The organism is Marinobacter sp. VGCF2001 (genome assembly GCF_049943275.1).
Classification (GTDB): Bacteria; Pseudomonadota; Gammaproteobacteria; order Pseudomonadales; family Oleiphilaceae; genus Marinobacter.
This window is the reverse complement of sequence record NZ_JBNFVX010000007.1, coordinates 63,691-77,979: the sequence shown is the minus strand read 5'-3', so window position 1 is coordinate 77,979 and position 14,289 is coordinate 63,691. Positions and strand designations below refer to the sequence as shown.

At 60.7% G+C, this 14,289-nt stretch carries 15 protein-coding genes; 9 read left to right on the top strand and 6 right to left on the bottom strand.

Translation table 11 applies throughout. The features are described from left to right. The first annotated feature begins 44 nt into the window (after positions 1-44). The 8 genes from ACP2AU_RS09210 to slmA all read left to right on the top strand — a co-directional run bounded on the left by ACP2AU_RS09210 (position 45) and on the right by slmA (position 6,148). Complete coding sequence (locus ACP2AU_RS09210) at positions 45-1,388, top strand: peptidylprolyl isomerase (protein WP_426375834.1); 1,344 nt, start codon at positions 45-47, stop codon at positions 1,386-1,388. Then, entirely contained in the window at positions 1,385-2,395 is a 1,011-nt protein-coding gene (pdxA, locus tag ACP2AU_RS09205; protein WP_426375833.1) for a 4-hydroxythreonine-4-phosphate dehydrogenase PdxA, read from the top strand. Before ACP2AU_RS09210 ends, pdxA begins: the two co-directional genes overlap by 4 nt. Then, a complete protein-coding gene (gene rsmA / locus ACP2AU_RS09200) occupies positions 2,392-3,222 on the top strand; it encodes a 16S rRNA (adenine(1518)-N(6)/adenine(1519)-N(6))-dimethyltransferase RsmA (RefSeq protein WP_426375832.1) in 831 nt (276 codons plus the stop codon). Before pdxA ends, rsmA begins: the two co-directional genes overlap by 4 nt. After that, on the top strand, positions 3,215-4,018 hold the full coding sequence (locus ACP2AU_RS09195) for a symmetrical bis(5'-nucleosyl)-tetraphosphatase (RefSeq protein WP_426375831.1): 804 nt from the start codon (positions 3,215-3,217) through the stop codon (positions 4,016-4,018). The genes rsmA and ACP2AU_RS09195 overlap by 8 nt, the downstream gene beginning before the upstream one ends. Further along, positions 4,005-4,403, top strand: coding sequence for a DUF423 domain-containing protein (locus tag ACP2AU_RS09190; protein WP_426375830.1), 399 nt, complete (start codon positions 4,005-4,007; stop codon positions 4,401-4,403). The genes ACP2AU_RS09195 and ACP2AU_RS09190 overlap by 14 nt, the downstream gene beginning before the upstream one ends. Before the next feature lie 17 nt (positions 4,404-4,420). Then, entirely contained in the window at positions 4,421-4,621 is a 201-nt protein-coding gene (gene thiS / locus ACP2AU_RS09185) for a sulfur carrier protein ThiS (RefSeq protein WP_426375829.1), read from the top strand. A 60-nt stretch (positions 4,622-4,681) separates the two neighbouring features. Beyond that, positions 4,682-5,491: a thiazole synthase gene (locus ACP2AU_RS09180; protein WP_426375828.1), complete on the top strand. Its 810-nt coding sequence runs from the start codon at positions 4,682-4,684 to the stop codon at positions 5,489-5,491. A 69-nt stretch (positions 5,492-5,560) separates the two neighbouring features. Further along, positions 5,561-6,148 (top strand): nucleoid occlusion factor SlmA, encoded by a 588-nt coding sequence (slmA, locus tag ACP2AU_RS09175; RefSeq protein ID WP_426375827.1) that lies wholly within the window; start codon positions 5,561-5,563, stop codon positions 6,146-6,148. A 184-nt stretch (positions 6,149-6,332) separates the two neighbouring features. Here the strand turns inward: slmA and ACP2AU_RS09170 are convergent, their stop codons facing one another. The 3 genes from ACP2AU_RS09170 to ACP2AU_RS09160 form a co-directional block, all read right to left on the bottom strand. Then, on the bottom strand, positions 6,333-7,157 hold the full coding sequence (locus ACP2AU_RS09170; RefSeq protein WP_426375826.1) for an inositol monophosphatase family protein: 825 nt from the start codon (positions 7,155-7,157) through the stop codon (positions 6,333-6,335). Positions 7,158-7,207: 50 nt separating this feature from the next. After that, entirely contained in the window at positions 7,208-8,503 is a 1,296-nt protein-coding gene (locus ACP2AU_RS09165; RefSeq protein WP_426375825.1) for a pyridoxal phosphate-dependent aminotransferase, read from the bottom strand. Between the two features lie 133 nt (positions 8,504-8,636). Next, positions 8,637-9,956: a substrate-binding domain-containing protein gene (locus ACP2AU_RS09160; RefSeq protein ID WP_426375824.1), complete on the bottom strand. Its 1,320-nt coding sequence runs from the start codon at positions 9,954-9,956 to the stop codon at positions 8,637-8,639. Between the two features lie 209 nt (positions 9,957-10,165). On the opposite strand from ACP2AU_RS09160, the gene ACP2AU_RS09155 reads away from it, so the two are divergent. Beyond that, positions 10,166-10,822 carry a response regulator transcription factor gene (locus ACP2AU_RS09155; protein ID WP_426375823.1) on the top strand — a complete coding sequence of 219 codons (657 nt, stop codon included), beginning with the start codon at positions 10,166-10,168 and terminating at the stop codon, positions 10,820-10,822. Here the strand turns inward: ACP2AU_RS09155 and ACP2AU_RS09150 are convergent. The 3 genes from ACP2AU_RS09150 to ACP2AU_RS09140 all read right to left on the bottom strand — a co-directional run bounded on the left by ACP2AU_RS09150 (position 10,755) and on the right by ACP2AU_RS09140 (position 14,232). Further along, positions 10,755-12,137, bottom strand: coding sequence for a sensor histidine kinase (locus ACP2AU_RS09150; RefSeq protein ID WP_426375822.1), 1,383 nt, complete (start codon positions 12,135-12,137; stop codon positions 10,755-10,757). The two genes, ACP2AU_RS09155 and ACP2AU_RS09150, sit on opposite strands and share 68 nt — an antisense overlap. Positions 12,138-12,215: 78 nt before the next feature. After that, positions 12,216-13,298, bottom strand: coding sequence for a lipase secretion chaperone (locus ACP2AU_RS09145; protein WP_426375821.1), 1,083 nt, complete (start codon positions 13,296-13,298; stop codon positions 12,216-12,218). 7 nt (positions 13,299-13,305) lie between these two features. Further along, positions 13,306-14,232, bottom strand: coding sequence for an esterase/lipase family protein (locus ACP2AU_RS09140; RefSeq protein ID WP_426375820.1), 927 nt, complete (start codon positions 14,230-14,232; stop codon positions 13,306-13,308). Positions 14,233-14,289 lie beyond the last annotated feature (57 nt).

Genomic DNA, 14,289 nt, shown 5'->3' with positions numbered 1-14,289 from the left:
GCCTGACCGGCTGCGGTCACGATTTTACAAACCAAGAGGTGACTATGAAGGCGACTGTCCGCCACGGACTGACATTTCTGCTGACACTGGCCATGCTGGTGGTGTCGGTAACTGCTCAGGCCGAGCGCAAATTACTGGACCGCGTGGTCGCAATCGTGGATGACGAAGTCATTCTGCAGAGCGAGCTGAACGCCCGTATCAATACCATTGTTGGCCGGCTGAGTGCCCAGGGCACCGGTCTGCCGCCGAGGGAGTTGCTGGAGCAGCGAGTGCTGGAGCAGCTGATCCAGGAATCCTTGCAGTTGCAGATGGCCGACCAGATGGGGATGCGCATCAGCGACAATGAGCTGAACGAAACCCTGGCTAACATTGCCCGCAGCAACGGCATGAGCCTGGCGGATTTCGAAAGCCAGCTGGCGGAAGAGGGCGTGACTTATCAGCAAGCCCGGGAGCAGATCCGTAACGAGATGCTGACCAGCCGCGTGCAGCAGCGTCGCGTTGGCAACCGGGTGCGCGTCACTGACCGGGAAGTGGAAAATTACCTCCAGGCCCAGGACGCAGCCGGCAGTACCGATGCCGAATACCGTCTCGCCTATATCTTTGTCGAGGTTGACGATCCGGCCAGTGAGGCCTCGGTGGGTCAGGCCCGGGACAAGGCCCGGACTTTGCGGCAGCAGATTGCCAATGGCCGGGACTTCCGGGAAGTGGCCGTTGCCGAATCCGATGCCAGTAATGCCCTGGAGGGTGGCGATATGGGATGGCGCTCCGAAAGCCAGTTGCCATCACTGGTGGCGCCGGTCGTGCCGGAACTGGAGGTGGGCCAGCCCTCCGAGGTGCTTGAAAACACCAGCGGATTCCACCTGGTTATGCTGATGGACAAACGCGGCGGTGATCAGCAGCAGTTCATCCGGCAGCATCGGGTTCGCCATATCCTGGTGCGTCCGTCTGAAGCGGTGACCGATGTGCAGGCTGAGCAGCGTATTCGGGAGATCTACCAGCAGTTAAAAGAGGGTGCCGACTTTGCCGACCTTGCCCGTGAACGCTCTGATGATCCGGTGTCCGGCTCGGATGGGGGTAACCTGGGCTGGGTCAGCCCCGGGCAGATGGTGCCTGCCTTTGAAGAAGCGATGACACAGGCGCCGGTGGGTGAGTATTACGGACCGTTCCGATCCCAGTTTGGCTGGCACATTCTGGAAGTGGAGGAACGGCGGCGCCAGGACGTGACCGCGCAGAATCGCGAATCCCAGGCGCGGCAGGCCATTTATATGCGCAAATTCGAACAGGAATTGCAGAACTGGTTGCGGGAAATCCGTGACGAGGCCTTTATCGAGTTCAAGGGCGAATACGCCGATATGAACCCGGACGCCGAGGAAGAAAATCCGTCATGAGCACACCGGTCATTCTGGCACTGACGGCCGGTGAGCCGGCTGGTATCGGCCCCGAGCTGTGCCTGCAACTGGCCACCGAAAGCCGTGAAGCCGGGCTGGTGGTGGTGGCCAGCCGGCCGATGCTGCAGGCCCGGGCCCGCGAGCTTGGTATTCAGGTTGAATTGCAGGAGTGGCAGCCGGGTAAGTTGCCGGAGACCCGTGCGGGGCGTTTGTCGGTGCGGCACGTGGAGGGTTGTCACTCAAGCGTGGCCGGGCAGTTGCATACCGGCAACAGCCAGTACGTGCTGGATACTCTGACCATTGCCGCCACGGGCTGCCTTCAGGGTGATTTTGACGGCATGGTGACCGCGCCGGTGCATAAAGGTGTGATCAACGAGGCCGGTATCGCGTTCAGTGGCCACACGGAATTCCTGCAGGCGTTGTGCGGTGTTGAGCGGGTTGTGATGATGCTGGCCACAGAAGAACTGCGTGTGGCGCTGGTAACCACCCACTTACCGCTGAAGGATGTTCCGGGGGCCATCACGCAGGAACGTTTGGCCCAGGTGACCCGTATTCTGAATGCCGACCTGAAGACCTTCTTTGGGCTTGAGCACCCACGCATCCTGGTGGCGGGTCTGAACCCTCACGCCGGCGAAGGCGGCCATCTGGGCCGGGAAGAAATCGAGGTGATCGAGCCGACGCTTGAAACGCTGAGGGCCGAAGGTATGCAACTGACCGGGCCTCTTCCGGCCGACACGCTCTTTACGCCCCACTGGCTCGATAACGCCGATGCGGCCCTGGCCATGTACCATGATCAGGGGCTGCCGGTGCTGAAATTCCAGGGCTTTGGCCGTGCGGTGAACATCACTCTGGGGCTACCCATTGTCCGCACCTCGGTAGACCATGGCACGGCGCTGGATCTGGCGGGCACGGGCAAGGCCGACGCCGGTAGCCTACACACTGCTATTCGAGTGGCGGGGCGTATGGCCCGCTGCCGTCAGGCCGTCCAGGCCGGAGACCCATCATGAGCAACAAACATGGCCATCAGGCCCGTAAACGCTTCGGTCAGAACTTTCTGCACGACCCAGGCGTGATTGAACGCATTGTCCGCGCCATCAACCCCAAGCCTGATGACGCAATCGTTGAGATCGGGCCGGGCCTGGGCGCCCTGACCGAAGAAATTCTCGCCGTTAATCCGCGCCTGCAAGTGGTGGAACTGGACCGAGATCTGATTCCGGTGCTGCGTACCAAGTTCTTCAACTACCCTGACTTCCGGATTCATGAGGCCGATGCCCTGAGTTTCGATTTCAGCCAGTTGATGAATGACCGCCCCCTGCGCATTATCGGCAACCTGCCGTACAACATCTCCACGCCGCTGATCTTTCACCTGTTGTCGCAAAGCGGTGTCGTGCAGGATATGCATTTCATGCTGCAGAAAGAGGTCGTGCAGCGCATGGCAGCAGTGCCCGGGGACAACAATTACGGCCGTCTGGGCATCATGACCCAGTATTTCTGCAAGGTGCAGCCGTTGTTTGAAGTGGGCCCCGGTGCTTTCCGCCCGGCTCCGAAAGTGGACTCTGCTATTGTCCGGCTGGTGCCGCACCCGGAATTGCCGCATCCGGCCAGGGATCTTAAAACGCTTCAGGCGGTGGTGCGTACCGCGTTTAATGCCCGCCGCAAAACCCTGCGCAAAGCCCTGGCCGCCATGGTGACCGTGGAGCAGCTGCAGTCGCTCGGCATTGACGATGGCCTGCGCCCGGAAAATCTGAGTCTGGCTGACTATGTCCGGATTGCGGATTATCTGGTGGACGCCGGGCGCCTGCCAGGCGACGACAAAGAGGTAAGTGATGACTGACTACGCCATCGGCGATATTCAGGGTTGTTACGACCGCTTGCGGGATGTCCTGGCGAAAGTGGATTTTTCACCGTCCCGCGATCGGCTCTGGGTGGCCGGAGACCTGATCAATCGGGGGCCATCTTCGCTGGAAACGCTGCGCTACATCGAGAGCCTGGGTGCGGCCGCGGTGGTGGTTCTGGGTAATCACGACCTGCATTTGCTGGCGGTGGCGCTTGGCGGCCACCGTACCAAGCGCAAAGATACCTTGCACGACATTCTGGACGCGCCGGACCATGACCGTCTGATCCATTGGTTGCGGCAGCAATCTCTTTGTGTCCACGATGCAGGGCGGAACCTGGTTATGGCGCACGCCGGACTGCCCCACATCTGGAGTGTGGAACAGGCAATGGCCAGCGCCCGCGAAGTGGAAGCGGTGATCCGGGGTGATCAGGCCGGCGAATACTTTAGCCAGATGTACGGCAACCGGCCGGAACGCTGGTGTGATACCCTTTCCGGAATGGATCGCTGGCGAGTGATTACTAACTATTTCACGCGGATGCGGTTCATTGCCGGGGATGGCAGCCTTGAGCTGGCCACTAAAGAATCGGCGGACCAGGCGCCGGAGGGATTTGCCCCGTGGTTTACCTTCCCCCGTCAGGACGATGTAACAGTGATCTTCGGCCATTGGGCGGCGCTGGAGGGCAACACCGGCCATGAGCGCTTTATCGGCCTGGATACCGGGTGCGTGTGGGGCGGTGCGCTGACCATGATGAATCTCGACACCGGGGAGAAAATCCACTGTGATTGCGGTTGATCCCAGGTCTCAGCTGCTGCGCTGGGCGCTTGTGGTTGGCGCAGCCGCCGGACTGCTGGCGGTTATGGCCGGGGCCTTTGGTGCCCATGGTCTGCGCCAGGTGGTTTCGGAGCGCAGCCTTGAGGTATTCCAGACCGCGGCCCGTTATCAGATGTATCACGCCCTGGCACTGGTGGTTGGCAGCCTGCTGCCCGTGGTTGGTTTGCGGCGTAAATGGGTGTCCCTGGCCTGCGGTTTCTGGCTGGTAGGTATGCTGATTTTCAGTGGCAGTTTATACCTTCTGGTACTGACCGGCATACACTGGCTTGGCGCGGTAACGCCGGTCGGCGGTGTTTGTCTTTTGCTGGGCTGGGCAGCCCTCATCGGCGCAGCGCTTAAACAATAACGGAGGCATTCGGAACCATGTTGGTGCAAGTGAATGGCGAGCCAATGGAGCTTGCAAGCGGTGCAACCATCGCAGCCCTGATAGACCAGCTCACACTGACCGGTAAGCGTCTGGCGGTTGAGGTAAATGAAGATATTGTGCCCCGCAGCCAGCACGTGCACTTCACCTTGAACGAAGGCGATCGGGTAGAGATGGTGCACGCCATCGGTGGCGGTTGACGCCCGGTTTTTCATCAGATAGCGACCGTTCCTATTTTATCGAGATAACTCAGGCAGGCTATGACAGAGACACCAGACATTCAGCTCCCCGAAGATAAACCCCTGGAAATCGCCGGCAAGGTGTATCAGTCCCGCTTGCTGGTCGGCACAGGCAAATACCACGATCTGATGGAAACCGGCCACGCCATCGAGGCCAGCGGCGCCGAGATTGTGACTGTGGCGGTACGCCGCACCAATCTGGGCCAGAATCCGGATGAACCCAATCTGCTGGACGTTATTTCCCCGGAAAGCTACACCATCCTGCCCAATACCGCGGGTTGCTACACCGCCAAAGATGCGGTTCGTACCTGTAAACTGGCCCGGGAACTGCTGGATGGGCACGATCTGGTTAAACTGGAAGTGCTGGGGGAGCACAAAACGCTGTATCCCAATATGCCGGAGACTCTGGTGGCGGCCGAAGAGCTGATCAAGGACGGCTTCAAGGTAATGGTGTACTGCTCGGACGATCCGCTGCTGGCGATGCGCCTGGAAGAAATGGGCTGCGTAGCCATTATGCCCCTGGGGGCGCCAATCGGTTCTGGCCTGGGTATCCAGAATCGCTACAACATCCGGCTGATTGTTGAAAACGCACAGGTGCCAGTGCTGGTGGATGCGGGTGTCGGTACGGCCTCGGACGCCGCTATCGCCATGGAGCTTGGCTGCGACGGCGTGCTGATGAACACCGCGATCGCCCAGGCCAAAGACCCGATCCGGATGGCCAACGCCATGCGCCTGGCCATTGAATCGGGCCGTGAAGCCTATCTGGCCGGCCGTATGCCCAAGAAGTTGTATGCCAGTGCCTCGTCACCGATCGACGGCACTTTTTTCTAAAAAGTCCCTCCCTTGCCGGGGAGGGCCGATAACACCAAAACCAGAATTTCAGAGCGCTGTAGTCCTGTCATGACCAACCAGAAACCCAGTCGCCGGGAGTCTATTCTCCAGGCGCTAGTCGAGCTGTTGCAAAGCGATCCCGGGGCCCGCATTACCACGGCGGGCCTGGCCAAAACCGTGGGCGTTACCGAAGCGGCCCTGTACCGGCACTTTCCCAGCAAGCGCAAAATGTTCGAGGCGCTGATCGAATTTGCCGAGGAAGCGGTGTTTTCCCGTTGCCAGGTGATTCTGCAGGAGCAGGGGGATGTGCGCGTGCGCCTGCAGCAGTTATCGCATCTGGTGCTGGTGTTTGCCGAGCGTAATCCTGGACTATGTTGCGTGCTGACCGGTGACGCTTTGATGGGCGAAAACGAAGCCCTGAGAAAGCGCGCGTCGCAGTTTTTTGAGCGGCTGGAGACCCAGGCCCGCCAGGCTCTGAAAGAGGGCGAGATTCGCCAGGGCCTGGCGCCCAGAACCACCGCGGCCCGTGGTGCCGACTTTGTCATGGTGTTCGTAGAAGGCCGGATACAGCGCTTTGTGCGGTCGTCGTTTTCGCGCCTGCCAACGAATGATTTCGACGAGGCCTGGGGATTGGTGTCTGAGGCGGTCTGGGGATAAAGATTGGGAGGCAGTGGCTCCCTAGCTTGATAGCTTTGGAGAATGGCACTGGCTGGGAGCCCTTTCCCGAAACCGCTACAAGCACATCCCTGTGCGCTTCTCTCCGGCCATCCATGGCCTCCGAAATTTCGGGAAAGGGCTCCCGGCCAGTGCCGACCGTATCTCGGTGAAATGTCGATAAAACTCAGTTGTAACCCGAAGCAGTCCGCAGAATTGAGCGCACAGGCGCCCACACCGCCGGCGCCGAGATGAGAATGTCCCGCCCGTAAAGATCCGCCGGATAGCCCTCCGGAACTTCCCCGAAATGGCCCACGGTGGCGCCGGCTTCTTTGGCGATCAGGCGGGCGGCGGCGAAGTCCCAGGGGCTGACGTTTTCGTAGTAGATGTCGAGCCGGCCACAGGCCACCCAGCAGATGTCCAGCGCCGCCGAGCCAATACGGCGCAGGTCGCGGCACTGGTGAATCATGGCGTCGAGACGGCGCACCAGTGGTTCCAGGTTGTCCTTGGTGTACGGAAAACCGGTGGCGAACAGGGATTGTCTCGGTTCGGTCGCGCCGCTGTGGCGGATAGGCTTGTTGTTCAGGGTCGCCCCCTGGCCTTCACAGGCCCGGAAGGTCTCTTCCGCAAATGGCGCGTGCACAATGCCGGCCCGGACGCGGCCCTTTTCTGCGTAGGCAATGGAAACGGCGACCTGGGGATGGCCGTAGGCGTAGTTCACGGTGCCGTCGATGGGGTCGATAATCCACAGCGGGGTCTCCAGCTCTTCGGCCTGGGACAGGTCCGGCATGGTTTCCTCGGAGAGGATGCGATGACCGGGAAAGCGTTCACGAATGCTGCCGGTAATAAATTCATCGGCCATGACATCGGCGTGGGTCACCAGCTCGGTCTGCTGCTTGTAATCGGTGCGCAGGGTGTTTTCATTCCGCTCGTGGCGGATCAGCTCGCCGGCCTCGCGGGCCAGGGCTTCGGCGAAATCGGTGATTTCCTGGAGAGAAACTGTGTCAGACATGGCACCCTCGCGTTCAAAAACTGTGAGGGCGCCAGTCTATCACGGCCTGCTTACAGGCTGGTCAGCCAGGCCTCCATTTTATCCATGGCCTGCATCAGTCGTGGACAGGCTTGCTGAACGAAGTCGTCACCGAGTTCCTGTTCGGCATAGTCAGCGCCGGCCAGGCGCAGAGCAGCCGCTCCGTCGAAGTCAACGAAGGCCAGGCGGGCGCCCAGATGATCAGGCACAAAGCCAAAATCGCTGGACGGCAGGATGGCAACCCCGGTTTTTTCAAGCAGGGCGGTACACAGTGCCTGGGAGGTTTTGATGTCTTGGCGCGCCAGCTTGTCGCGGAAGCCGGAGAAATCCGGGAACAGATAGAATGCTCCCTCGGGTTTCTGCACCACGGCCCCCATGTCGGTGAGGCGCCGGTGCATATATTCACCCACGACCTTCAGCACCCGACGGGATTGGACCAGGTATTCCTGAATGTCCTCTCCGCCATTAAAGGCGGTGATGGCGGCGTGTTGAATAGGGGCACTGGTGGCGGTGTAGGTTTCACTGGCGATGATTGCCATGGCGTCCTGCAGCGGCCGCAGTTCGGGTGGGAAGATGAAGGTGCCCAGGCGCCACCCGCCGGCACCGGCCCATTTGGACAACCCCGTGCTGATGATGGTGCCTTCCGGATAGTAGCGGGCAATGGATTTGTGTTTGCCCTCAAAGTGCACCTCGCCGTAGATTTCATCCGAGAGCAAGATCAATTTGTACTTGCGGGCAACATTGGCAATCGCCAGCAACTGGTCGTCGGTGTAACTGCAGCCGGTGGGGTTGGACGGATAATTGAGAATCAGGATGCGCGGACGGGAGGGGTCGTCCCGGCAGATGATGTCCAGTTCTTCCGCAGTAAGCTGCCAGTTGTTTTCCGCGTGGGTCGGCAGCCAGTGTACGGAGCGGCCGATAATCCGGGCCTGGGGTGCGTAAGAGACCCAGCTCGGGCGCGGAATCAGAAGGTCGCCGTAATAGGCCAGCTGGAGCATGAACAGCAGTTCTTTGGAGCCGGGGCCGATCAGAACGTCTTCCCAGGTGCAGCGCATACGTTCACTGCGATTGATGTAGCCGGCGATGGCCTCGCGCAGTCCTTTCAGGCCCTTGACCGGCAAATAGTCCTTTTCGTGAGCGTGTTCCCTGAGCGCTTCCACGACGCGCTCAGGCACCGGGAACGGAGACTGCCCCAGGCCCAGTTTGATGATGTCCTTGCCCTCGGAACGCAGTTGGTTACTGAGCTCGTTGATGCGCAGTGTGGCGGAGGGCTGAATACCCCGTACATTCAGGTTAATCGCGTAACGGTGTTCGTTCTTGATGTCCATTATCCCGGTCTTTTGGTTGCGTTGTTACGGCAGTATAGGAAACGCAAACATAGTTGTGGTTGCTGTGCGGATAAGGAAATACCGAAACTTCTAACGTATCCGCCTTGCCAGACGCCGCATTTTTAAGGCGGGCTTAACGGCTTTTGATCCAGACCTCAACCCGGCCGTTACGCTGATTGCCCTTACCACCTACGGGCATATAGTGGCCGTAGCCGGTGTAAGCGACGTTCAGCATGCCGGCCTGACCCAGCGCTTTACGCACTGACAGCGCCCGGAGCTCGGAGATCATCTGGGCACGGAGTTCGTGGCTTTGAGCATCGGCAAAGCCAATCAGCAACAGATCATCCGCGCTGCGGTTGTGCTGTTGCAGGTAAGCCTGTACACGCAGCAGATCCCGTTGGGCCTTGTTATCCAGTTTGGTGCGGCCTTCGGCAAAGCGGAAATTGACGGTAAGTCGCTGATAGCGATCGGTCAGCTGGCGGAAGCTGGCGGGCACGGAGGCGTTGAATTGCGGTTTTACCGCGATCGGATTCTGGGAAATGAATCCGGATTCGGCGACCAGATTCTGGCCATCCTCGCCCAGCGCGTATTCAATCAGACCTCTGGCCAGGGCGGGTGTTTGCTCGCCCAGGGTATACATGAACAGTCGCCGGGACAGCGGGTAATCTTCGCTGGCCACCGTAAGCTGGTCAGGTTTCAGGGCCGGGGCATTGCCTTCGGAAATGGCCAGCAATTTGCTGTCGCGGACCGAGGCCAGGCCCGAAAAGCCGATGCCGCCGGGGTCGCGGGCGACGTCATCGGAGAGCTGGTCGTTGGATTCGTATCGCCTGGCGTTGTTGTCGAGCGCGTAGGTTTTGCCCAGGACCAGCGATTTGAAGGTATCCCAGGTGCCGGAGCGGTTATCCCGGGCGTAAAGATGGATGGCCCGGTCCGGCCCGCCGAGTTCTGCCCAGTTATTAATCTTGCCGGCGAAAATACGCCCGAGCGTGTCAATGCTCATGGAATGGATCGGGTTGTCGGGGTGCACCAGAATTGCCAGGCCATCGATGGCGATAACGTGTTCACTGTCCAGCGCGGTCAGATCCGCTATGTCGTTCAGCTGGTTGGCTTCCGATGATCTGACCGGGCGTGACGATGCCCACACCTGGGCTTGTCCGCTGGCGAGTGCTCGAAAGCCGGTACTCGAACCATGGGCCGCCACCAGCACGCTGACAGGCCCGCGGTCAGTGCCGGTCACCAGAATTTGCTCATTCTCGGTACCGGTTGACTGGCTGCGCACAGAACCGTTGCCCTGTTGTTCCAGATAGCCGGTCACCAACATGGGGGCGAGTGTTGCCCCCACGGTGTTGGAGCCGTGGATTTCCAGCTCGTTGGCGCTCGCGGCTGTGTGCAGGCTGGCAGCGGCCAACAGCGCAAGCCAGCGGCCTGCGGTTTTCAGTGTGGACTGAAGCATCGTAATGAAAACCTATTGAGATCAGGTGGTTGTTGACTCGGAAGGATGCTACGGAAATATGACAGTTGTGTGGCAGTCGATCTTGCAGCCCGCGTTTTCGGGCCATTCTTTTGTAAGAAAGTGTTAAGCAGGCCGCTGAGAGCCGGCCCGGGCTGGCTTATAGTCAAGGATGTCCGCAGTCACAATAACAAACGTAGCGGGGCCGTTTCATGCAAGCATCATCGCTTTCGTGCCAGTCAGACAAAGCGGGGCAGCCACCGGCGGTTTTCGAAAAGGTTTTGCTGATTGATGATCATGCGCTGTTTGCCCAGGCGCTGGCCGGGCTCATCTGTCAGGAGCAACTTGCGCTTTCGGTCATCACGGCCAGTACTTTGAAGAGTGCTGTTGCCCACCTCAGGCAAGATGCCGGGGTTGATCTGGTGCTGCTGGATCTGGCGCTTGACGGGGAGACCGGGCTTTCTCTTCTGCCCAGCCTGGCGGGGGCTGATCACATTCCGCCGGTGGTGATTATTTCCAGTAGTGAAGACGAGAGCACCGTGCGTGCCGCGCGCGCCGCCGGTGCCGTCGGATTTCTGGCCAAGTCGGCCGGGCGGGCGGCCCTGGTGCGGATGATGCAGGCTGTGCGGCGGGGGCAGGGCTACTTTCCTGGCGGCATTGCGCCACTGGCCCAGGGGGCTCCGTTGACCCGGCGTCAGCTTGAGGTGTTGGCGCTCCTGGCTCAGGGCTTCCCCAACAAGCGCATCTGCCAAAGCCTGGGGCTGACCGAGCATACGGTCAAGACCCATCTGAAAGCGATTTTCAGCCAGTTGGGGGTGCACAATCGCACCGAGTGTGTGAGCCGGGCGCGGGCCGCCGGCTGGTTGTAGCCGCCAACGGCAGGGAAACCCAGAACACGGCACCCCGGGCGAGCGGGCGTTCCGTGCCGCAGCGGCCCTGCATCAGCCGGGTAAACTCGCGAACGATGGTAAGGCCGAGCCCCAGCCCTGGCTGCCCGCTTTTCGGGGCCCGAACGTAAGGGGTAAACACCCGGTCGTGCAGGTCTCCCGACAGGCCGCAGCCATCGTCACAGACCCGGATCTGCGCGTGACCGTCTGCCGCCACGGCGGTCACCAGAATGTGCCTGCCTCCGCTGTGGTCGGCCGCGTTGATGACCAGGTTCTGCAGCACTCTCAGCAACAGGCTGGGGTCGGCCCTTAGATGCAGGGATGGCGGCAGGGGCGGTATGTCGAGCTGGATATCGCGGCGGGTCAGCGTCTCGGTAAGCAGGTCGCCAAGCTCCTGCAGGACAGCCGCAAGGCTGACCGTGCTGATGTCCGGCCGAACCATGCCGGCATTCAGCCTGGCGCTGTCGAGCACAGTGCCCAGGAGATTGCGCAGTTGACTGACCGTCCCCCGAAGCTGGTTGAGAAGCTGAGGGTGCGAGTGGTCGGGTTGCAGCGATGCCAGGGTCAGTTCAATGACGTTCAGCGGCTGGCGAAGATCGTGGCTTGCCGCCGTGATCAGTTCGGTTTTGCGGCGGCTTTCGTCCTCGGCGGCCTGATGCATCAGGTCCAGCAGCTGGCGGTCGAGAAAGTGGGCGCGATGGCGGTATTCGCTGATCCAGGCCCCCACCATGCCGATGACGTTGGCGGTGAACAGAAAGAACAGATTGGTGAAGGCTGCCGCTACCGGGTAACCGGCCCAGAGCTCTGCCAGCAAATAAGTGACAACCAGAATCAATGACGCCGCCGAGGCCTCGAAAAAGGGCAGGCCCATGGCGAAATAGCCGAACATCAGCATCAGGATCATACCCTCGTAGGGTAACGGGTAGGCTTGCCACCGGGCGACGAGAATAATGGCGATAACGCTCAGGCCTCCGGCCAGATAGGCCAGAACGTAAAGTCGCTCGAACGCCAGGTCGTCGGGCCTGTGATGATGGGCAAGCCACAGCACCGTGGCGATGATCGGGCAGGTCAACAGCAGGCGAATGCCGGCGGTGAGCCGTGCCAGTTCCGGAGGCAGTGTCATCAGGTCGACCAGCGCGTACACCAGGAACAGCACCAGGCCGGCCAGGGAGGCCAGCCGTGCCCGTTGGCGGACCAGGGCTGAGCGTACCTGGCGATAATCGGCCTCCAGTGCCGGCATGAAACGCAGGGTTCGGAATCCTCTGGCCTGCTGTTGTTGGATTTCTTCGGCCGTCATGGTTGTGTTCCATGAAGAAAGGAACCCCGATTCTAGACCGCTGACGTTCGCCATGCCGGGAGCCAGAGCACAGACTGATCAGCTCTGGTCCAGCATTCTGAGTTTCGCCCAGGTTCGCGTTTGCGTGTCCGGGAAATAATGTTCCAGCAGTGCGTTTTCATGTTGTTGCCGTTCTGCGCCGGCCAGTCCTTGCAGGGTCTGGCTGTGCAAGGCGTCTTCAAAGTCAGAGAACTGTTGGTCGAAGCGCTGTCGTTGCTGCAGATACTCGACAACACCCCCGGCACTGGCCGGGTCCATGCCAAGTTCCATCAGTTTCTGGCCGGCTGCTTCCGGGGAGCCGGCGCTCTCCAGGGCCTGCAAGCGCGCCTGATGCTGCCGGGTGTCGTGGTGCAAGCGTTGCTCGGTGGCGCGGAGGGATTCGGGTAGCTGATTGCGGTGCCACTGGATGAGGGCTTGCTTGCCGGGCTCCGACAGATCGGTTCTTTGCCGGATTTCCATGGCCGCCAGGGTGTATTCGCTGTAGGCCTCCTCCTGGCCGAAAAACGCCTGATGTGCGTCTGTGCTGAACACCGTGGCTCTGAGCTGTTTCAGCTCGCTCAGGGCCTTGCCGAGTGCCGCGAGCTGATACCGGGGGTCTGCCTGCCGGCTTGGGTCCAGCTCGGTCTGCATCATGTGCAGGGCTGCCTGCTTATAGGCCAGGTACTGATCGAGCAGAGCCATGGCCTGGCTGGCGGCGGGTTCCGGCAGATGGGTGGTGGCCAGTGACTGAATCTGGTCAATGGCCACCTGAGGCGAGACCTCGCCGACCGCACTCAGGAAGTAGTCGAAAAAGTCGCGAACCCCAATCTCCAGAACCAAGTGGCCCTGATCGTCGGCTCTCAGGTTGCCATCGATTTCGGTACCGGCCAGTGAGCGGGCAAAGCTTGGTTGCGGAAGCCGTGGTGGCGTTTGGCGCGAGGCCGGTGGCCCGGCTCGATACGGCTCGGAGGGGGGCTGAACCGAGGTTGTTGCCGGGGCCGAAACGCTGGCTCGATGCTTCCCGGCGGCCGCTGCGGTGGGCTGTGCGGGAGTCTGCCAGAACCAGAAGCCACCGCCGGCCAGAAGGGCCAGCAGGGCAACGGGAAGCAGCCACCGGATCGCGGGAATGGATGGGTGCTTCATGATCACCTCACAGTCCGCGATTTTTCAGGCGGTTGGCCTGGCTGCGATAGAGCGAGACCGGGTTGGTCCAGAGTGAACGCGCCCCGAGCAGATGGTTGATGGCATCGACGTGATTCATGTCGTAATGGGTGCCGATGACGTTACCCATCATGGTGGAGCAGACGCCAACCAGACCGTCGTTCGGCTCGCGGCCAAAGGCGAGAGAGGTTACGCCGAGGAACGGATCGGTAATGTCGAAGACGTTGGTCCAGACCGCCCGCCCGGTCCAGGAGAAGAACTTGATCTTCTGGCCATCAATCCAGACGTCCTCGCTGGTGCCGGCGCAGGCATTGCGGTTCACGCCTTTCCAGCCCAGCGCGTTGTTCAGGCTGGTTGTGCCCGGGGTGGTCAGGGTTTCCAGAGCGGCAATGCCGTCCTGAGGATTGCTGGCGCCCGACAGCGCATTGATCAAGCCGCCCAGGGCACTGGCGATGGCGTCGGCGCCACCCTCAACGTAGCTGCCCGGGGGGATGATGCCACGGATGACATCGGCCACCTTCGAGCCTTTGTTGACGCCATCAATCGATGTGACCGAGGCAATCCGATGCGGGATCAGCGCCGCGGCAACCCTTGAGGTGGGCGCCCCCTGGCTGTGGGCCATTACGTTGACTTTGCTGTGGCCCAGGCTGTTGATGTAATGGGCCAGTTGCTGGCCCCGTTGTTCGCTGCTGTTAACGAAAGACACGCTGGCGGTGTAAACCTTCGCGCCACTGCGCTCCAGGTTCCAGGGAATGGTGTGGAAGTAGTTGATCAGCCCACCGAGGGTGTTGAAACCGGTTACACCGTGCACCAGCACGATGGGGTGGCGGGTCTGGGTGTAGCTGGCGTGGCTCAGTATCGAGAACACCAGCATGAGAACTCCGGCCACAAGCCGGACGGGCATGGCAAAACGCATAGATGACTCCTGTTGTTTTTGTTGGTTGTCGATATGCAACCAGGAGTATCTCGAAGC